Source organism: Actinomycetota bacterium (assembly GCA_018333515.1).
GTDB lineage: Bacteria > Actinomycetota > Aquicultoria > Aquicultorales > Aquicultoraceae > Aquicultor.
Window position 1 is genome coordinate 23,660 of sequence record JAGXSZ010000017.1, and the last position, 19,414, is coordinate 43,073.

The 19,414-nt window shown below is 56.5% G+C and carries 18 protein-coding genes; 17 read left to right on the plus strand and 1 reads right to left on the minus strand.

Annotated elements, in window-relative coordinates; genetic code table 11:
- The first annotated feature begins 29 nt into the window (after positions 1-29).
- The 16 genes from nifK (at position 30) to KGZ93_04185 (ending at position 18,891) form a co-directional block, all read left to right on the plus strand.
- Positions 30-1,535, plus strand: coding sequence for a nitrogenase molybdenum-iron protein subunit beta (nifK, locus tag KGZ93_04110; GenBank protein MBS3908791.1), 1,506 nt, complete (start codon positions 30-32; stop codon positions 1,533-1,535).
- Positions 1,536-1,681: 146 nt separating this feature from the next.
- Complete coding sequence (gene nifN / locus KGZ93_04115) at positions 1,682-4,459, plus strand: nitrogenase iron-molybdenum cofactor biosynthesis protein NifN (protein ID MBS3908792.1); 2,778 nt, start codon at positions 1,682-1,684, stop codon at positions 4,457-4,459.
- Between the two features lie 122 nt (positions 4,460-4,581).
- On the plus strand, positions 4,582-4,980 hold the full coding sequence (gene nifX, locus KGZ93_04120; GenBank protein MBS3908793.1) for a nitrogen fixation protein NifX: 399 nt from the start codon (positions 4,582-4,584) through the stop codon (positions 4,978-4,980).
- A gap of 47 nt (positions 4,981-5,027) precedes the next feature.
- Positions 5,028-5,345, plus strand: coding sequence for a P-II family nitrogen regulator (locus tag KGZ93_04125; protein ID MBS3908794.1), 318 nt, complete (start codon positions 5,028-5,030; stop codon positions 5,343-5,345).
- Entirely contained in the window at positions 5,342-5,758 is a 417-nt protein-coding gene (locus KGZ93_04130) for a P-II family nitrogen regulator (protein ID MBS3908795.1), read from the plus strand. Before KGZ93_04125 ends, KGZ93_04130 begins: the two co-directional genes overlap by 4 nt.
- Positions 5,759-5,825: 67 nt before the next feature.
- Positions 5,826-6,116: a ferredoxin III, nif-specific gene (fdxB, locus tag KGZ93_04135; GenBank protein MBS3908796.1), complete on the plus strand. Its 291-nt coding sequence runs from the start codon at positions 5,826-5,828 to the stop codon at positions 6,114-6,116.
- Positions 6,117-6,202: 86 nt separating this feature from the next.
- The gene (locus tag KGZ93_04140; protein ID MBS3908797.1) at positions 6,203-7,138 is read left to right on the plus strand and encodes a radical SAM protein; all 936 of its coding nucleotides are present in this window, start codon (positions 6,203-6,205) and stop codon (positions 7,136-7,138) included.
- A gap of 111 nt (positions 7,139-7,249) precedes the next feature.
- The gene (modA, locus tag KGZ93_04145; GenBank protein ID MBS3908798.1) at positions 7,250-8,137 is read left to right on the plus strand and encodes a molybdate ABC transporter substrate-binding protein; all 888 of its coding nucleotides are present in this window, start codon (positions 7,250-7,252) and stop codon (positions 8,135-8,137) included.
- A 28-nt stretch (positions 8,138-8,165) separates the two neighbouring features.
- Complete coding sequence (modB, locus tag KGZ93_04150) at positions 8,166-8,822, plus strand: molybdate ABC transporter permease subunit (GenBank protein MBS3908799.1); 657 nt, start codon at positions 8,166-8,168, stop codon at positions 8,820-8,822.
- Between the two features lie 111 nt (positions 8,823-8,933).
- The gene (locus tag KGZ93_04155; GenBank protein MBS3908800.1) at positions 8,934-9,599 is read left to right on the plus strand and encodes an ATP-binding cassette domain-containing protein; all 666 of its coding nucleotides are present in this window, start codon (positions 8,934-8,936) and stop codon (positions 9,597-9,599) included.
- Between the two features lie 172 nt (positions 9,600-9,771).
- Entirely contained in the window at positions 9,772-12,465 is a 2,694-nt protein-coding gene (polA, locus tag KGZ93_04160) for a DNA polymerase I (GenBank protein MBS3908801.1), read from the plus strand.
- A gap of 273 nt (positions 12,466-12,738) precedes the next feature.
- Positions 12,739-14,274, plus strand: coding sequence for a 30S ribosomal protein S1 (rpsA, locus tag KGZ93_04165; GenBank protein ID MBS3908802.1), 1,536 nt, complete (start codon positions 12,739-12,741; stop codon positions 14,272-14,274).
- A gap of 207 nt (positions 14,275-14,481) precedes the next feature.
- Entirely contained in the window at positions 14,482-15,084 is a 603-nt protein-coding gene (gene coaE, locus KGZ93_04170) for a dephospho-CoA kinase (protein ID MBS3908803.1), read from the plus strand.
- A gap of 31 nt (positions 15,085-15,115) precedes the next feature.
- Entirely contained in the window at positions 15,116-15,682 is a 567-nt protein-coding gene (locus KGZ93_04175) for a lytic transglycosylase domain-containing protein (protein ID MBS3908804.1), read from the plus strand.
- A 56-nt stretch (positions 15,683-15,738) separates the two neighbouring features.
- On the plus strand, positions 15,739-17,742 hold the full coding sequence (uvrB, locus tag KGZ93_04180; protein MBS3908805.1) for an excinuclease ABC subunit UvrB: 2,004 nt from the start codon (positions 15,739-15,741) through the stop codon (positions 17,740-17,742).
- A 195-nt stretch (positions 17,743-17,937) separates the two neighbouring features.
- A complete protein-coding gene (locus KGZ93_04185) occupies positions 17,938-18,891 on the plus strand; it encodes a transposase (GenBank protein MBS3908806.1) in 954 nt (317 codons plus the stop codon).
- Positions 18,892-18,989: 98 nt separating this feature from the next.
- Here the strand turns inward: KGZ93_04185 and KGZ93_04190 are convergent, their stop codons facing one another.
- Positions 18,990-19,202 (minus strand): hypothetical protein, encoded by a 213-nt coding sequence (locus tag KGZ93_04190; protein ID MBS3908807.1) that lies wholly within the window; start codon positions 19,200-19,202, stop codon positions 18,990-18,992.
- A gap of 30 nt (positions 19,203-19,232) precedes the next feature.
- Here KGZ93_04190 and KGZ93_04195 point away from each other — a divergent pair.
- Positions 19,233-19,414: hypothetical protein (locus KGZ93_04195; protein MBS3908808.1), on the plus strand; the 182-nt coding region annotated here is incomplete at its 3' end.

Sequence of the window (19,414 nt, forward strand, 5' to 3'; positions counted from 1 at the left end):
GATGGCTATTATTAAGGTAGGTGAGACAGGTGAAGATACTCGACCATAACGAACTCTTCCAGCGCCCGGAGTATCTGGCGCAGTTCGAGAAGAAGAGACAATTCGAGGGCATGGCCCCGGCCGAAAAGGTGCGGGAGGTCGCCGAATGGACGAAGACCGATGAGTACAAGGAATTAAACTTCGCCCGCAAGAATATCAAGATAAACCCGGTAAAAGCGTGCCAGCCGCTCGGGGCGCTCCTCTGCGCGGGCGGTTTCAAGGACACGCTCCCCTTCATTCAAGGGGCGCAGGGGTGCGCGGCGTATTTCAGAAGCCATCTGGCCCGGCATTTCAAGGAGCCGAGCGCCGCGGTTTCGTCGTCGATGACGGAAGACGCCGCGGTCTTCGGCGGCATGAACAATATGCTGGAGGGCCTCGACAACGCGTATACCATCTACGAGCCGAAGATGATGGCGGTCTTTACTACCTGTATGGCCGAGGTCATCGGCGACGACCTCAACGCCTACATCCGCTCGGCAAAGGGCAAAGGTACCATCCCCGAGGATATGCCGGTCCCCTTCGCGCATACGCCGAGTTTTGTCGGCTCGCACATTACCGGCTACGACAATATGATGAAGGGCATCTTGGACACCGTAACTCAGGGCAAAAAAGGCGAGACCAACGGCAAAGTCAATATCATCCCGGGCTTCGACACCTATACCGGCAACTATCGTGAACTCAAGCGGCTCCTCGACATCATGGGTGTCGAACACACGATACTCGGAGATATTAGCGAGACTTACGACTCGCCGACGACGGGGGAATACACGATATACCCGGGCGGCACGCCGCTGGCGGACGCCGCCGACTCGGTAAATGGTGTCGGGACCATCGCGCTCCAGCGGTTCTCGACCGCGAAGACGATGGAGTATATCAAGACCGAGTGGGTGCACAAGACCGAGACGGTGACCCCGATCGGCATAAAGAACACCGATGCTTTCTTCGAAGCGGTCGCTAAGATGACCGGCAAACTCATCCCGCGGGAGGTCGAGGCCGAGCGCGGCCGCGCCGTCGATGTGATGGTCGACTCGCACCCGTATGTTCACGGCAAGCGTTTCGCGATAACCGGCGACCCCGACCAGTTGCTGGGCCTGATAAGCATAATTATGGAGTTGGGCGGGTACCCGGCGCATATCGTCTGCACCAACGGCGACAAGAAGTTCAAGGCACAGGCCGAAGAGCTGCTGAGCCGGAGTCCGTTCGGGGCGCAAGGCCGCGTCTACACCAATAAAGATCTGTGGCACCTGCGCTCGCTCATGTTCACCGAGCCGGTCGATATGCTCATCGGTAATTCCTACGCGAAGTTCTTATGGCGCGATGTCGGTACGCCGCTGGTGAGGCTCGGCTTCCCGCTCTTCGACCGGCATCATTTACACCGGGTACCTATCATAGGCTACCAGGGCGCGATAAACATCGTCACCTCTATAGTCAACACCGTCCTCGACGAACTCGATAGGGATACTATGCATACGGCGAGCTTCGACGTAATACGGTAGCCGACGTGGGGGAGTCGACGTGGGGGAGTCGACGTGGGGGGAGTCGAGCGCGGAGTCTGGGGTGCGCCAAGACCGTCATTTTTAGGCGCCCGTCAGGGTGACCAATAATTTCGTGAAGAATGAACTGAAAACGGGGGGTGAAATTGATGATGACGAACATAGAAAAGCTAACCGAAAAAGGCTGTGCTATCGAGAAGAAGAATAAGGTGTGCCGCTCGCGCGGCGGGGAGTCGTGCGCTTTCGACGGGGCGATGATAGTCTTGCAGCCCATCGCCGACGCCGCTCATATCGTCCACGGCCCTATCGCCTGCGCGGGCAACTCCTGGGAAGGACGGGGGACGTTATCGAACCGCGGCGACCTGCACCGGATGGGTTTTACGACCGATATGAGCGAACTGGATATCATATACGGCTCCGAAGACAAGCTCTACAACGCTATCATCCAAACGTACAAGTCGGTCGCGCCGAAGGCGATTTTCGTCTACGCGACCTGTGTCAGCGGCCTCATAGGCGAAGATATCGAGTCTATATGCAAAAGGGCTGAGGAGACCATTGACGACCTCCGAGGCCAAACGGATGCGGTGGGCGAGACCATTCAAAACGCGAAATCCCGGATTGATGCGGCGCGCGTCCGGGTCATCCCGGTCAACGCGCCCGGTTTTGTCGGCCCGAAAAACCTCGGCAACCGGATCGCGGGCGAGGTTTTGCTTGAGCATGTCATAGGTAGCGGCGAGCCTGCGTACACCACCGACATCGATATCAACCTCATCGGCGAGTACAACATCGCCGGCGACCAGTGGCTCATCGAGCCCACATTACAGGCTGCGGGCATCCGGGTGCTCTCGCGCGTCACCGGTGATTCGACCTTCGAAGAGATAACCTACGCCCACCGGGCGAAGCTAAACGTCGTCGTCTGCGGCCGCGCCCTAATCAACGTCGCGAAGGAGATGGAGGAGCGCTACGGCATTCCCTATGTGGAGGTATCGTTCTTCGGTAAGACCGAGATGACGCGGGCGCTCAGGGCTATCGCGGCGAAACTCGGTAGCGGTCTTCGGGCGAGAGTCGAATCCGTCATCCGCGACGAAGAGGCGGCGCTCGACGTTGCGCTCACGCAATACGCCCACCTTAAGGGGAAGCGCGCGGTTCTTTATACCGGCGGCGTCAAGAGCTGGTCTATTATCTCGGCCTTGCGCGACCTCGGCATCGATATCGTCGCGGTCGGCACTAAGAAGAGCACCTTCGAGGATGAAGAGAAGATGAAGGGGCTACTAGGCGCGGACGCGCCGCTCGTCGAAGACGTCGCCGCGAGCAACCTGCTTAAGGTGATGCGTGAGGGCAACGCCGACATGCTCATCGCCGGGGGACGCAACCAGTACCTCGCGATGAAGAAGGGTTTTCCCTTTGTCGACGTCAACCAGGAGCGCCATATCGCCTACGCCGGCTACCGGGGGCTCGTCAATTTGGCGGAGCAAATCAGCAACAGCGTCGAGTTTTTCGCCCGCACCGCGAGCGAGGAGCTTCTCACGTCGGCAAGGCACAAGCACTTAGCCGGCCATGGGCGCCCGCGCGGCAAACAGCGATCGACCGGTCTTCAGCACTCGAACATCATGCGCGCTACCGACGACGCGCAGGCCGGCAAAACCCGCGCTCAACCGGCTCCAGATGTACTGATAAATCCGTTAAAGCACTCCCCCGCGCTCGGCGCGGCCATCGCGATGCAGGGCATACATAGCGCGCTCCCCGTTATTCACGGGGCGCAGGGCTGCGGCTTCTTGGGTAAAGTCCTTCTTACTAAGCACTTTCGCGAGCCGGTCGCGCTCGCGAGCACCAAGCTCTTCACCGAGGATGTCGTTATGGGGAGCGACGACGCGCTTGTCAAAGTCGTCGAGAGTTTTGTCGAAAAGAACCACCCCGAGGTCGTTGCCGTACTTTCATCCGGGCTCAGCGCGGTCAAAGGTGATGATGTCGATGGTCTGATTCGGCGGATGCGCTCTCGCAATGGCGCGAAAACCGCGCTCGCGCATGTTTCGACGCCCGACTATGAAGGTGGCCTGGAGAGAGGGTATGCGAAAGCCGTCGAGGCCGTCATCGAGGCAGCCGCGGAGGCGCTCTTTACGCTAGACACCGCCGCCCTCATCGAAAAACAGGTCAACATCGTCGCCGGGTCGCATCTGACGCCGGCCGATTTTACCGAAATCCGCGATATCGTCGAATCGTTCGGCCTCTCGCCCATCATCCTCCCCGACCTCGCGGCGCTCGACGGGAGCAGGCAAGATTTCTCGGCGCTCGCGACCGGCGGGACGACGCTCCTTGAGATACGGTCGATGCGTCTCTCGGGGTTTACGCTGGCTATCGGGGCGAGTATGCGACCCGCCGCGGAACTTCTACATGACAGATTCGGCATCGACTTTAAGGTCTTCGAGGGCATCTCCGGTCTCAAAGACGTCGATGAACTTTTGGAGACGCTCTCGGCGCTCAGCGGCAAGCCAATACCGGCAAAGTACGAGCGGCAGCGCGGAATCCTGACGGACGGCCTAAGAGACGCCCACTCCTACCTCAGCGGCAAGAAGGCGTGTCTCGCGCTCGAACCCGACCTCGCCGTTCAAACATCGAGGTGGCTCTATGAGACCGGCGTCGATGTCGAACTCGCGGTGATTCCGGCACCCGCGCCGTCCATGGGCGGCGTGCTCGCGAAAGAGACGGTCGTTGGCGACCTGTTCTCACTCGATGGCGATTTCGATGTACTGATAGCCAACTCGCACGGCGAGGACGCCGCGAAACGATTGGGGGTCCCGCTCTCTCAGACGGGCTTTCCGGTCTACAAACAACTCGGCGCAACCCAGCGTGTGACCATCGGCTACCGGGGAACGCTCGCAAGCATCAACGACTTGGCTAATTTGTTAACGGGAAGCAGGCACTCGTAGCTCAGGGCTTTGGCCTTGGTTGCCCCGTTGTCTAATGGGAGGGGCCCGGGGAGACGAACCGGCATTCTGGGCCCGGATGCCGACAGCCGACAGCCGACAGCAAAAATACAGGAGGTGAGACCATGAAAGTAGCGTTTGCGACGACAGATGGAATCAATGTCGATGAGCACTTCGGCAGGTCGGGGAAGTTCTCGGTATACGAGGTGACGGTCGACGGGTTTATCTTCATCGAAGAGCGAGTCTTCGCCGACGGCCGCGACAAAACCGTAGAAGAGACCAAGGGCAACGAGGTAGAGCACGACAACGTCATGCGAAGCAAGGTCGAAAACCTGGCCGATTGCAAAATCGTCTACTTCACAAAGATCGGCGCGCCGGCGGCCGCGCGCCTAGTCAACAAAGGTTTGATGCCGCTCAAAGTCAAAGAGGTCGTCCCGATAAGGCAAGAGCTTCAAAGGTTGCTTAAGACGATAAACAATGCTCCGCCTCCGTGGTTGAAGCGGGCCATCGCCAACGGGCGCTAACGCGCCGCCATATATTCGCACATCAGAGAAGTTAGGAGGAGATAGGCATGAAGATGATCAGAGCGTTTATCAGGCCCGAAAAAGAGCAAGAAGTCGTACTCGCACTGGAAGGCTCCGGGTATCCGTCACTTACGAAGATGCCGGTGTTCGGAAGGGGCAAACAAAAAGGATTGCGGGTGGGACCGATCCATTACGATGAGTTACCAAAAACCCTGCTCATGACCGTTGTCGAAGACAAGGACCTCGATGCCGTTATCGGCATCATCCAGAACAAGGCGCGCACGGGTTTCATCGGCGACGGCAAGATTTTCGTTAGCCCGGTGGAATCGGTCTACACGGTAAGGACCGGGGAGGACGTGCTATGAAAGAGATTACGGCGATTATCAGGCGAGACAAGGTCCCCGAGACGAAGACCGTCATCGAGGAGCTGGGATATCCGTCCGTTACGATTCAGAGCGTCGACGGTAGGGGGCGGCAGAAGGGTGATATGTGCGCCGAGATGGACTCGGAGATGCCGGAGAGTTATTGCACGGCGGTGAAGCTGGTTCCGACATCCTCGGAGTACGCCATCGAGCACACGCTCCCCAAAATCGCCCTGTTCGTGCCGAAGCGGATGCTCACCATGATCGTCCCGGACGATGTGGTGACCAAGGTCGTTAAGTCCATTATTAAGGTCAACCAGACCGGCAGGCACGGCGACGGCAAGATATTCGTTCTACCCATCGATTCGGCGGTGCGGATACGAACCGGAGAGACAGGTGGCGAATCTATTTCTTAGCGCACGACACAGGCATCGTTAAGGCGTTTAAATTGAACGAAAAGATATTGGGCTGATGGTGGGAGGCATGAAGATGACTTTAACGAAGGCGGTAGGCTATACGCGGGGCGGCGCCGAGTGGACACCGCGCTTTCTCGATTCTATAGACCCCGATAGGTGTATCGGCTGCGGGCGCTGTTATAAAGTCTGCGGCAGAGATGTTCTCGAACTCATCGAAAAACCGTTCGAGGGTGATGACGAGTACGGCGACGACATGGGCAATAAGGTCATGTCGGTCGCTAATTCGGATGACTGCACCGGTTGCGAAGCGTGCAGTCGCACATGCACAAAGCGCGCCCATCTACATGTCGAATCGTAAGTGGGGCGGCGCTCTTTATATACAAGTAAAAGCGGGTCGGCGCGGTTCGCACCGTTCTTAAGGCTCGGCTTCTAACCGAGGAGGTTATGACGATGATTCCGACAAAAGCACAAGGCCATCCGTGTTTCGACGAGTCGGCGCACCACCGGGTCGGAAGGATGCATATTCCGGTAGCGCCGGCGTGTAATATCAAATGCCGCTACTGCTATCGCGAGATCGGCGGCGGCGACAACCGCCCCGGCGTCGCTTATAAGATACTCAAGCCGGCCGAAGCGCTTGAGGCGGTTCGCTCCGTCGTCGCCACGGATGAGACCATTAAGGTCATTGGTGTGGCCGGACCGGGTGACGCTCTCGCGAACGACGCGACATTCGATTCGCTCGCGCGTATACATAAGGAGTTTCCCCACCTCAAGAAATGTATCAGCACTAACGGCCTTCGCCTGGCCGAGTGCGTCGACGACCTGGCGCGCGCGGGCGTGTCGACGATATCGGTGACGGTCAACGCGGTCAAGCCGTCCGTCGGCAGGGAATTCTACCGCAAGGTCAGGCTTGACGGCCGCAATTACTTCGAGAACGCCTTCGATGTCCTCGGCGTCCGCCAACTCGCAGGCATCGAAGCCGCGGTAAGTGAGGGGCTTGTCGTCAAGGTCAACACGGTGCTCGTTCCCGAAGTCAACGGGGCTCACATCGAGGATATCGCCCGCACCCTGAAGGCGCTCGGCGTGTCGCTAATGAATATCATGCCGCTTAAGCCCCTCGGCGATATGAGCGGCTACCGGGCGCCGACCTGTCTCGAACTCGAAGAGGCGAGATATTATGCCGAGAAGCACGTAGAGCAGTTCAGGGCATGCAAACAATGCCGCGCGGACGCGGTCGGTATCCCGGGGTCGGCGACCCATCCCGGCCACGACCACGCCGCGGGTACGCGTACGAGCCGCGACAATGGAGCCAAAGGGGCGAAAGGGGCGGGTGAGAGGCGGACGCTAACCGACATCTTCACCGGCGTTCCGCTGTATCATTAGGCGGTCGCGTGAAGACAACGGGAGACGCAAGAGACGAGCGACGACGGGTGCCGCTTGTTCGCAAAATATATCTCTGAAAACAGGCGCCCTAAAACGAAAGGCGGAAATAGCATGAAAAGAGAGATTGCGCACGCGGTCGGCGACGGTCGCGTCGACGAAGCGCACCGGCGCGACCGTCGCATCCTCGTCGTGTTGCCTATCATAGCGCTACTATCTATCGCCGCCTCGGCGCTTTCCGGTTGCTCTAGCCCAAGACCGGCGACCGAAGCCGGAACAGGACAACCGTTAGCCGGAGAAGAGCGGGCCACACTCCGCGTTATGGCCGCGACAAGCCTGAAAGACGTGTTGCGGACGCTCGCGCCTGAATTCGAGTCGAAAGAGAACGCGAAAATCATCTTCAACTTCGCCTCATCCGGTGACTTGCGGGTCCAAATCGAGCAGGGCGCTCCCGCCGACCTCTTCATCTCGGCCGGCAAAGAGCAGATGGATGCGCTCGGGGCGAAAAACTTGATACTGCCGGAGACACGTTTAAACATACTCGGCAACGAACTCGTCCTCATCGTGCCGGAGCAAGCGGGCACTACTATCGCCGGCATCGACGACGTCCTACGGAGCCGGGATATCAAAAGACTCGCGATAGGTATTCCGGAGAGCGTCCCCGCCGGAAAGTACGCGCAGGAAGCGCTGATGAAAGCGGGTATCCGGGACGGGCCGCGGCCCAAGCTCGTCATGGCGAAAGACGTGCGCCAAGTGGTGACCTACGTCGAAACGGGCAATGTCGACGCCGGTTTCGTCTACCGCTCAGACGTGAAAAATTCCAAGGCATCGCGTGTCGTCCACGTCGTCTCGGGCGAGCTTCATTCGCCGATCGTCTATCCGGTCGCGGTGCTCGCGGAGACGAGCGAGCCGGTGCTCGCCGCGAAATTCATCGAATATTTGAGGGCCGCGCGGGCGGCGAGTGAGTTCGAGAAGTCCGGTTTTACGGTCCTTTCCGAATGATTAGTTGAACGGGGGTAACACGGTGGACATGAGCCCTATCTGGTTGTCGATAAAAGTATCGTCGGTCGCGGTGAGTATCGTATTTGTAATCGGAACGCTCCTTGCCGTGCTCATGGCGCGCCTCGATTTTCGCGGCAAGAGCGTCGTGGATTCGCTCATCCTGGTGCCGTTGGTGCTGCCGCCGTCGGTCGCGGGTTTTTTACTCCTGATCCTTCTCGGCAAGTACGGCCCGGTCGGCAAGGTCCTCGACATGATGGGCATAGAGGTTATCTTTTCGTGGCACGCGGCGGTCATCGCGTCGGCCGTGGTCGCGTTGCCGCTTATCTATCAATCGGTCAAAGCGGCGTTAGAGCAGGTTCAACCCGAACTCGAACAGGCGGCTCGGACACTAGGCGCGAGCGAGCCGACCGTGTTGCGGACGGTAACGCTGCCGCTTGCGTGGCCCGGCTTCGTCTCGGGAACCGTACTCGCGTTCGCGAGGTCGCTCGGTGAGTTCGGCGCTACTCTGATGATAAGCGGCAACATCCCGGGAGAAACGCAGACCATCCCCCTGGCTATCTATACGGCATCGCAAAGCGGCGACCTCAAGTACTCGGGAATTCTGGTAGCCGTCTTGCTGGTAGCTAGTTTCTCGATGGTGTTCAGTTTAAATCTCTGGAAAAGACGCTCGGTGTTGTGGCTGTGATGCAGGCCAAAGCGTAACCATCGATCGTGAGCTGAGTTATATCTGAAAAAGACGTCAGCGAATGCATGTAATACAAGTGTCTGAGAATGAAAACAGAGTAGGTGACGGCCGGTGTTGGCAATGAAGTTTACCCTTAAACTCGAATACTTTACGCTCGCGGCGGATATTTCCGTCGGTAACGAGATCATTGTGTTGCTGGGTCCTTCCGGTTGCGGCAAGACTTCGATTCTGCGGAGCATAGCAGGCCTAATGAGGCCGGACGAAGGATTCATTAGGCTCAACGAGCGCACGCTATATTCGTCACTCGATTCAACAGACCTGAAACCGAGGGCGAGAAACATAGGGCTTGTCTTTCAAGACTACGCTCTGTTTCCGCATATGACTGTTGAGCAAAATGTGAGGTACGGGCCGGCAAATTGTCCATCGCAAGCCGGGCGAGCTGTGGAAACCGGGGAAATCTTCGAGATGCTGAAAATATCTCAGCTCAAGCGTCGTTACCCAAAACAGCTTTCTGGAGGCGAAAAACAGCGTGTAGCACTCGCTAGAACGCTAATTATGCGCCCGGAATTGCTTCTGCTCGACGAACCGCTCTCCGCGCTCGATACCGACACCCGCGTAGAGTTACAATCCGAACTCAAGGAGCTGCAACGACACTGGGATATCCCGTTTATCCTGGTGACACACGATCGCGAAGAGGCCGAGCGATTGGGTGATTCGAGCGCCGAAGTGCGCGTTGATCGTCGGCTGCACGAGTTCAAACACATCAAAACCATCTAGACACAGGGGGCTTTGCGACAAAAGCCCCGGCTGCAAAGTTGCTATTTCGGGTTGTAAAATCACCGGGACAAGAACGGTCTAGAGTTTGTTATTCCCCAGCGCTAACGGTACAATTGTCGTTAGAACCACGCGCGACACGAACAAAATCTCCAAGAAAAGGACAGAATCTCGTTTGAAGAATAAAATCATCCTAATCGACGGCAACAGCTTGGTGTATAGGGCGTTTTTCGCGCTGCCGACGACGCTTGCGAACTCGAAAGGGCAGGTGACAAACGCGGTCTACGGCTTTACAAGCATGCTCATGAAGCTGCTCAAAGACGAGAAGCCCGATGTGGTCATCGTCGCCTTCGACCGCGCCGCGCCGACCTTTCGCCACGAGCAGTTCGAAGACTACAAAGCGCATCGCGAGCCGACGCCGGACGACCTTATCAGCCAGTTCCCGCTTGTCAAAGATGTGTTAGGCGCGCTAAATATCCCGATATATGAACTCGACGGTTTCGAGGCCGACGACATACTGGCGACGCTCGCGTCCCGAGCCGAGGCCGAAGACGACGATGTGCTGGTAGTCACCGGCGACCGCGACGCGTTCCAGCTCGTCGATGACCACATAAAAATCATGACCACCCGCAAGGGAATCTCGGATATCGTCATATACGACCGCGCCAAGGTCATCGAGCGCTACGGGGTCACGCCCGAGCGGGTGCCGGATTACCTCGCGCTCAAAGGCGACGCCTCAGACAACATACCCGGCGTGCCCGGCATCGGCGAGAAGACAGCGGCCAAGCTTATCAGGCAATACGGAAGCGTCGAGGAAATTCTTGCCGGCCTCGATAAAATCGAGAACAAGCGCTGGCGGGCGATGCTTGAGGAAAACGCCGCCGAGGCCGAACTCTCTAAAAAGCTGGCTATTCTCGACCGCAATGTGCCGATTGAGGTCGATTTCAGCGAGTGCCGCGTCGGCGGCTTCGACGAGCAAGAGGTCCGCCGCGTCTTCGCCGACTTAGAGTTTTTTACGCTCCTCGACCGGTTTTTCGCGCGGAGCAAAGAGCGGCCGTCCCGGCCAACCCAGCCCGCCGAGCCGTCCGACGCCGGCGCGCCTACAACCGCGACAGCCGGACCCGACATCGTATATCTCACAACCGAAGAAGACGCGGAGCGACTCGCCGCCGAACTCGACGAAGCGGGGCGGTTCGCCATCGTGGTTCGCGCGGGCGGCGAGAACAGCATCGACCGAGCTATCGAAGCGCTGGCCATCGCATACGGTGAGGACAAGGTCTATATAGCCAAAGAGGCGACGACACTCTTCGATGAGACCGAGCGGATAATCGGCGCGCAAGAGCTGCCGCGGCTGCTCAAAACGCAACTCGAGAACGCCAGTATCGCCAAAATCGGCCACGACCTCAAGCAGGTCATGCTCGCACTCTGGAACGAGGATATCGACCTCGGCGGCATAGCTTTCGACACCGAAATCGCCGCATACCTCATCAACCCCGACCGATCCTCGTACCCGATAGAGGAGTCGGCCGCTATCTATCTCGGCATGGCTCTCTCGGGCACGACCGGCGACGAGCGCCTCGCGCTGGAGGCGGTCGCGAACCTGCGCCTCAAGCAGAAGTTCGAGGAGACCCTCGAAGAACAAAACCTGTTCAAGCTCTTCGACGAGATAGAGATGCCGCTCATACCCGTTCTCGCCAAGATGGAGCACGAAGGGGTCGGCATAGATGCCGACTATCTGAGCGACCTCTCTAAAGAGACGGAGCTGCTCCTCGAATCGCTGGAAAACGATATCTACTCCCTGGCGGAACAAGAGTTTAACATCAACTCCCCGCGGCAGCTCGGCGTCATCCTCTTCGAGAAGCTCGGTTTGCCGAAATCGAAGAAGACCAAGACCGGCTATTCGACCGACGCGAACGTCCTGGCAAAGCTGCTCACCGTCCACCCTATAGTCGAGAAGATAGTAAGTTTCCGCGAGTTGGCCAAATTGAAGTCTACCTATATAGACGCGCTCCCGAGGCTTGTCAACGGCAAGACCGGTAAGATTCACACCTCGTTCAACCAGACCGTAACGACAACGGGGCGTCTTAGCAGCAGCAACCCGAACCTGCAAAATATCCCGATCCGCACCGAGCTGGGCCGGCGCATGCGCGCCGCGTTTATCCCGTCGCGCCCCGGAGAACTCTTTCTATCCGCCGACTATTCCCAGATAGAGCTGCGGCTGCTCGCGCATTACTCGGGTGAAGCGGTGCTATTGCGGGCGTTCGAAGCCGACGAAGATATTCATGAAGTGACGGCGATAGAGGTCTTCGGTGTCTTGCCCGAGCAGGTGACATCGCAGATGCGGCGCATCGCTAAGATGGTCAATTTCGGCGTTCTCTACGGCATGAGCGCGTACGGGTTGTCCGACCGGCTCGGTATCCCGGTGGGCGACGCCCGCGCCTTCATCGACAAATACTTCAAGAGTCTCCCCAAAGTCGAGGAATTCATCGACAAAACGATAGCCGAAGCGAAAGAGAAGGGCTACGTCGAAACGCTCCTGGGCCGAAGGCGCTATATCCCCGAACTCAAAAGCGGCAACGGCAGGATTCGAAGCCTCGGCGAGCGGTTTGCGGTCAACGCGCCGCTACAGGGTAGTGCCGCCGACATCATAAAGCTGGCGATGGTGCGGGTCGACAAAGAGCTTAAGAGCCAAGCATTTCAGGCGAGAATGGTCCTGCAGGTCCACGATGAGTTGATTTTCGAGACATCCGAGGACGAGTTGGATGCGTTGACCTCGATGGTCAGGGATATCATGGAGCACGCGTTTCCGCTCAGAGTACGCCTAAAAGTCGATGTTTCTTCAGGTTTTAATTGGAAAGAAGCGAAATAGAATTGCCAAACCGCTTTATTTAGCTTAAGCTATATACCAGCAAGGTGAAAAAGCAGTTCAACTAGAGGGATTCTTGCGGGTAAGCGGCGATGCCGCGTGGATAGAAAGGAAAAGTGGAGTTGAGGGCAGACTGATCAAGTTCGTCTTTTCCCGAGATAACACAGGGTCCATGTCGCACTTTAATTACCGTTAGGACGGATAGCCCGCAGCCACCCCTGGTGGCATTTTTGTTTTTAATCGCCTATTGCTAAAAATTTGGGAGGTTTTAGATTAATGTCCGAAAAAGAACCAGTTGATAACCCGGAAAGCTACATGATCATGGGCGAGGACGGAGTGCTCGTCCCCGACTACGATCAAACCATTAAGGTCTTCGATGACGGCGACATTGTCGTCGGCGAAGTTGTAAAAGTCGACCGCGATGAGGTCCTCGTAGACATCGGCTACAAGTCGGAAGGCGCGATTCCCGCCAGGGAACTGTCGATTAAACCCGATGCCGATCCCTTCGAAATCGTCAAGGTGGGCGATCGCATCGAAGCGCTCGTTCTCCAAAAAGAGGATAAAGAAGGAAGACTCATTCTCTCGAAGAAGCGCGCCGAGTATGAGCAAGCATGGATTAGAATCCAGGCGCTCGCCAATACCAGCGAGACTATCGAGGGAAGCGTCATCGAAGTCGTAAAAGGTGGGCTGATAGTCAACATCGGTTTAAGAGGTTTCTTGCCGGCGTCGCTAGTCGACTTGAGACGAACAAAAGACCTCCATCAATTCATCGGTCAGACCATGGAATGCCGGATTATCGAAATGGATCGCAACAGAAACAACGTGGTTCTTTCGAGACGCGCGGTTCTTGAGGAGGAGAAGAAACACGAGAAGGGCAAACTCCTCGAGAAGATAGTCAAGGGAGCGGTGCTCGAAGGCAAAATCTCGAGTATCGTCGACTTTGGAGCATTCGTCGACCTTGGCGGAATAGACGGACTTATCCACATCTCGGAACTCTGCTGGAACCATATCGACCACCCGTCAGAAGTCGTGGCGGTCGGTGACGATGTCAAAGTCCAGGTCTTGGATGTCGACTTCGACCGCGAGAGAATCTCTCTCGGGCTTCGTCAGACACAGGAAGACCCCTGGAGACAAAAGGTAAGCGGCTACAAGGTGGACCAGCTCATAACAGGCAAGGTAACAAAGCTCGTGCCGTTCGGCGCGTTCGTCGAAGTAGAAGAGGGCCTCGAAGGTCTCATCCACATCTCGGAACTTGCGCATAAGCATGTCGAGATGCCGGAAGAAATCGTCAAGGTGGGCGAGAACGTCGATGTTAAAATCGTCGGTATCGATGTCGACAAAAGAAGGGTAAGCCTGAGCGTCAAACAGACGCTGCCCGCACCGGACGAGACTAAAGTAGAGGCCGCGGCGGAGACAGAAGATGTCCAAGCAGCCGCTGACGCGGTAGTCGTCGAAGAGGTAAAGATTCCCGTAATCGAGACCGCCGAAGAAGAGGCAGTAGTCGTCGAGGTTGTAGCTGAAGAAGTTATAGTAGGGGAAGCTGTAGCCGAGGAAGTTATAGCCGGGGCAGCCCCCGAAGAAGCCGCGGCGCCCGCGGAAGCCGAGGAGACAGCAGACGAGACAGCCGAGGAAACCGTAGAAGAAACGGTTGTCGAAGAAGTCGCTGTCGAAGAAGGCGCAACCGAAGCTGTTGAAGAGGTAATCGAAGCAGCCGCCGAAGAAGAAGCGACGGTTCCGGTCACGCCGGGTTCGCTCGAGGACGTGCTCAGCCAAATGAAGAAAGAGCACCCCAAGAAAGGGTCGGGCGCGTAGTAAGACGCAATATCTTAAGGGCCTTGCGTTGCGGGGCCCTTTTTAAGTTGGACTTTCCACGGACATCAGGGCGTTAATCGGTTCGCGACGACGGTGGGACGGTGGTTCGCCGGTGTCTCCGGTATGGGTATCTGGTATAGTGTTCAATATGAACAGATGGAAGAGCGGGTTTAGGCCCGTTCCGGGCCGGGGATTGTCATGAAGATTATCGGTGTAACCGGGCCAATAGCGTCGGGCAAGTCGGCAGTGACCGCGCTTCTTAAGGAAAAAGGGGCGGACGTTATCGACGCGGATGAAATCGCGCGCGAGGTCGTCGAACCGGGCAGGCCGGCGTGGACGGATATAGTCGAGCATTTCGGCGAGAGCGTGCTCCGGCCCGACCAAAGCATAGACCGGCCCGAGTTGGGCAGAATCGTCTTCGGGGATGCCGAACAACGCGAGGCCTTGAACGAGATCGTTCACCCCCGCGTTATCGATGAGGTAGATAGCCGCCTTCGCGAGTTGGAGGCGATAAATAGACCCGACGCCGTCGTAGTTATCGACGCGCCGCTCTTGATTGAGGTCGGCATGGACAAGCGTTGCGCACACACGGTTGTCGTGACGGCGGATGAAGATATCCGGCTGGAGCGCCTTCTCAAAAAAGGCCTTTCCAGAGAAGAGGCCGAAAGTCGCGTCGGCGCACAGCGAGGGAAAGACGCCCTTGAGAAGTTCGCGGATGTGGTCGTTGCAAATAACGGAACCTTAGACGAACTCAAAGAACAAACGGAAGCACTATGGAAGGTAATTCAAGCCGACAGTCTCGATGATTAATCACTGTCGGTTAACGTATTAGGACGAAGCAATGAGATTATCCAAAATCGCAATAATCGTAGTAATACTGCCCTTTTTTGTCATCATGTGGTATCAATGGTCTTTTACCGACAGGTTCGACCAGGTATTTTACCCCCTTGAATACAAAGAGGAAATAGGTCAAGCGAGCGAGAAATATTCGATAGACCCCTACTTGATAGCGGCGATGATCTACGAGGAGAGCAAGTTCAATCCGTCTTCCGAATCCCGGGCGGGTGCCGTCGGCTTGATGCAAATCATGCCCGATACCGGACGGTGGGTCGCGGGCAAGCAGAAGCGCAACTTTCATGTCGGCGACTTACTGGACTACAGGGTCAACATCGATATGGGTTGCTGGTACTTCGACTACCTGCGCGATAGATACGATGACGAGCGCCTGGCGCTGGCCGCGTACAACTCCGGCCACAAAAACGTCGACCATTGGCTTAACAAGGGCCTTCATAATAATGTCGACGACCTGATAAAGACGATTCCTTTCAAAGAAACCCGAGAATATGTTGAGAAGGTAATGAACACGAGACAGCGTTACGCCGACATCTATGCGGGTGAGTTCCGATAGGCGCGATGAGTGTCAAAACCTCTCGAATTCCGTAGAATAGAAGTACTATGAGTGATATGAACGACTTTAGAATCGAGGCCCCTTACGAGCCGAAAGGGGACCAACCGCAAGCTATAGAGAAATTGATCGCGGGCGTCAGGGGCGGATGCAACTACCAGACGCTCCTCGGCGTGACCGGCTCGGGTAAGACCTATACCATGGCTAAGGTCATCGATAATATCGGGCGACCCACCCTCATAATCGCGCCCAATAAGACCTTGGCGGCGCAGCTCTGCAACGAGTTCAAGTACTTCTTCCCGACGAGCGCGGTAGAATATTTCGTGAGCTACTACGACTATTACCAACCCGAGGCCTATATCCCGCATACCGACACCTACATCGAGAAGGACTCATCGATAAACGACGAGATAGACAAGCTGCGGCACGCCGCGACCAGCGCGCTCTTTACCCGACGCGACGTCATCATAGTCGCTTCGGTCTCCTGCATCTACGGCCTCGGCTCGCCCGAGGACTACCGGGCGACCGTCGTGTTTTTGAATAAGGGCGAAGACTACAACCTCGACCACATCTTAAAGAAACTGGTCAAAATAAAGTACCAGCGGAACGATTACAGTTTTACTCGGGGCACCTTCAGGGTACGCGGAGATGTGCTCGAGATATTTCCGGCTTACGATGAGATAGGTATCCGCGTCGAGTTCTTCGGCGATACGGTTGAGCGAATCGCCGGCATCGACCCGCTCACCGGCGAGATAATGCGCGAGCACGGGCGGACGGCCATCTATCCGGCGACGCACTTCGTCACCGTCGAAGATAAGATAGAGCGGGCGCTCAGCTCCATCCAGAACGAGATGGTAGACCGCGTAATAGAGCTAAAGGAGCAGGGGAAGCTTTTGGAGGCGCAGAGGCTCGAGCAGCGCACCAACTTCGACCTGGAGATGTTGCGTGAAGTCGGCTATTGTAACGGCGTCGAGAATTATTCGCGGCACTTTAGCGGCAAAGCGCCGGGCGAGCCGCCCGATACGCTCATCGACTACTTCCCGAAGGATTTGCTCGTCCTTATCGACGAGTCGCATATCACCGTCCCGCAGCTAAACGGGATGTACAACGGCGACCGCTCGCGCAAACTAACCCTCGTCGAGCACGGCTTCCGGCTGCCCTCGGCGGTCGACAACCGCCCCTTGCGCTTCGAGGAGTTCATAGAGAAAGTGCCGCAAATCGTCTTTGTAAGCGCCACGCCGGGGCCTTTTGAGGCGCGGGTCTCCGAGCAAGTCGCCGAGCAAATCATCCGCCCGACCGGGCTGGTCGACCCCGAAGTCATAGTAAAACCGACCGGAGGTCAAGTCGACGACCTCTTCGACTTGATTAAGACGCGCATCGACAAGAACGAGCGCGTACTGGTGACCACGCTAACCAAGAAGATGGCCGAAGACCTAACCGACTATTATTTCGAGTTGGGGGTCAGGGTACGCTACCTCCACTCCGACATCGACACGCTTGAACGTGTGAAGATATTGACCGACCTGCGGCGCGGCGATTTCGACGTCCTCGTCGGCATAAATCTGCTCCGCGAAGGACTCGACCTGCCCGAAGTCTCGCTCGTCGCCATCCTCGACGCCGACAAAGAGGGCTTCCTCCGTTCCGAGCGCTCGCTAATCCAGACTATAGGGCGTGCCGCCCGGAACGTCAGCGGGCAGGTCGTGATGTACGCCGACTCGGTGACCGATTCGATGAGCCGCGCGATAAACGAGACGAACCGCCGCCGTAAGCTCCAGAAAGATTACAATGAGGCGCACGGTATCGAGCCCGAGAGCATCCGCAAGGCCGTAACCGATATCATCCAAAGCGTTGTCGCCGAATCGGGCAAGCTCTACAAGGCCCGCAAAGACAGCGACGAGATAGAGAAGATACCCCGCCAGGAGCTGGAGAATATCATCCGCGCCCTCGAAGAAGAGATGCGAACCGCCGCCGAGAGCCTCGACTTCGAAAAAGCCGCCCTCCTCCGCGACGAGATGTTCGAACTCCGCAAAGCAAAAGAGCAAAAAAGGGGGTCAGGTCTTTAATTTTTAGCCTTCAAAGCCTGGGGTCAGGTCTTTAATTTTTAATTTAGCGGACAACAAAGAGCCTGGGGTCAGGTCTTTAATTGTTAATTTAGCGGACAACAAAGGGACAAAGAACCAACAGACCAAAGGTATATAGCGACACAAGTACAAAACCGGTCTTTACTATCAGCTTAGTCTCTACTATCATTAGCTATTATGGCCCGACCGCTACGACTGGAATTTCCAGGCGCTCTTTACCACATAACGGCACGCGGTAACGAGCGAAAGGAAATTTATCGCGAGCAAGAAGACTATATTCTTTTTTTGAAAACGCTATCTCAGGTGGTAGGAGAGACGGGATGGCTTCTGCATGCTTATTGTCTTATGCCCAACCATTATCACTTGCTGCTGGAGACGCGAGAGGCAAATCTATCGAAGGGCATGCGGCAACTAAATGGAATCTACACCCAGCGCTTTAACCGTAAATATAAACGAAGCGGGCACCTTTTCCAGGGTCGCTACAGAGCGATTCTCGTAGAAAAAGAGGCATATCTTCTCAAGCTTTGCCGGTATGTCGCGCTTAATCCGGTTAGGGCAAAGATTGTCGATAAACCTGAAAAGTGGCCTTATGGCAGCTACTGCACATACGCGGGCCTTAATTCAAGCTCTTTTCTCCATACCGACTATACTTTAAGCCGATTTGGTCGCACGAAAAAGAAAGCTCAATTAGCCTACCGGGATTTTGTGGCCGAAGGGATTGGCAAGCCTTCTCCCTGGTCGTCTCTGGTCGGTCAAATATACATGGGAAGCGAGAATTTTTTAAGCGAGCTTGAAAAGAGCCTTAGAGAGAAAGATATCTGCGAAGAGGTACCTGTTTCACAGAGATATCCGGTGCGACCGACAATGGATAAAATCTTAGAGCTGGTGGCTAAATTCTATGGAGTAGATCCGGTGGACACAAAAACGCCTCGCGCTAAGGGAGCGGCCAGAGATACAGCCATCTACCTGTGCCGGCAGCTTGGTGGGTATGACCTTAAGACAATCGCAGGGCGATTTAAAATGAGCTACCCGCGAGTAAGCCAGATTGTCGGTAAGGTTAATGCGGGCGCAGAATCGGACACGGATATTAAGGAGCTGTTGAGGTCGCTGGAGGCGGATGGCTCAAGGTAGCAAGGTAGCAAGGCAGCTATTGTGTGCTTGGGATGTACGTTGCTTGGCTGGGAAATTAAAAAATAAAGACCTGACCCCTGATTATTCAAGGTGAGGCGCTAGCGACAGTATACGGCGATGCGTTTAATACCAGCACGCACGTCCAGGGCACATGGAACAGCCCGTATACAGCCGGTATCGATGGCTACAACTACAACGACCCGCAAGATTATGTTGCGGCCGGCGATCAGAATCAAGCGAACGCATACCGGTTCCAGTCCGGCCCGCACGGCGGCTACCTCACGTCCACCCACCGGTGTCGTGAGTGCCACGCGGTCCACCGCGCGGCGGGCAAGTTCAAGTTGCTCCGCTCGGACACCAGGTTCGAGGCGTGCGATTGGTGCCACGGCACCGGCGCGGGAAGCGGATACAACATCCAGATGGACAACGACGACGCCTTTACCACCGAGTACAACGTCGGCCACACCATGGGCTTCGGCATAAGCACCGGCAAGTGGAAAGCGCCGGACGACACCTACCCCGC

Coding starts and splice junctions, on each gene's coding strand:
- modB (MBS3908799.1), top strand. CDS start 8,166: ATGAGCCCTATCTGGTTGTCGATAAAAGTATCGTCGGTCGCGGTGAGT.
- nifN (MBS3908792.1), top strand. CDS start 1,682: ATGATGACGAACATAGAAAAGCTAACCGAAAAAGGCTGTGCTATCGAG.
- KGZ93_04125 (MBS3908794.1), top strand. CDS start 5,028: ATGAAGATGATCAGAGCGTTTATCAGGCCCGAAAAAGAGCAAGAAGTC.
- KGZ93_04185 (MBS3908806.1), top strand. CDS start 17,938: ATGGCCCGACCGCTACGACTGGAATTTCCAGGCGCTCTTTACCACATA.
- modA (MBS3908798.1), top strand. CDS start 7,250: ATGAAAAGAGAGATTGCGCACGCGGTCGGCGACGGTCGCGTCGACGAA.
- KGZ93_04175 (MBS3908804.1), top strand. CDS start 15,116: ATGAGATTATCCAAAATCGCAATAATCGTAGTAATACTGCCCTTTTTT.
- nifX (MBS3908793.1), top strand. CDS start 4,582: ATGAAAGTAGCGTTTGCGACGACAGATGGAATCAATGTCGATGAGCAC.
- rpsA (MBS3908802.1), top strand. CDS start 12,739: ATGTCCGAAAAAGAACCAGTTGATAACCCGGAAAGCTACATGATCATG.
- fdxB (MBS3908796.1), top strand. CDS start 5,826: ATGAAGATGACTTTAACGAAGGCGGTAGGCTATACGCGGGGCGGCGCC.
- KGZ93_04140 (MBS3908797.1), top strand. CDS start 6,203: ATGACGATGATTCCGACAAAAGCACAAGGCCATCCGTGTTTCGACGAG.
- uvrB (MBS3908805.1), top strand. CDS start 15,739: ATGAACGACTTTAGAATCGAGGCCCCTTACGAGCCGAAAGGGGACCAA.
- KGZ93_04130 (MBS3908795.1), top strand. CDS start 5,342: ATGAAAGAGATTACGGCGATTATCAGGCGAGACAAGGTCCCCGAGACG.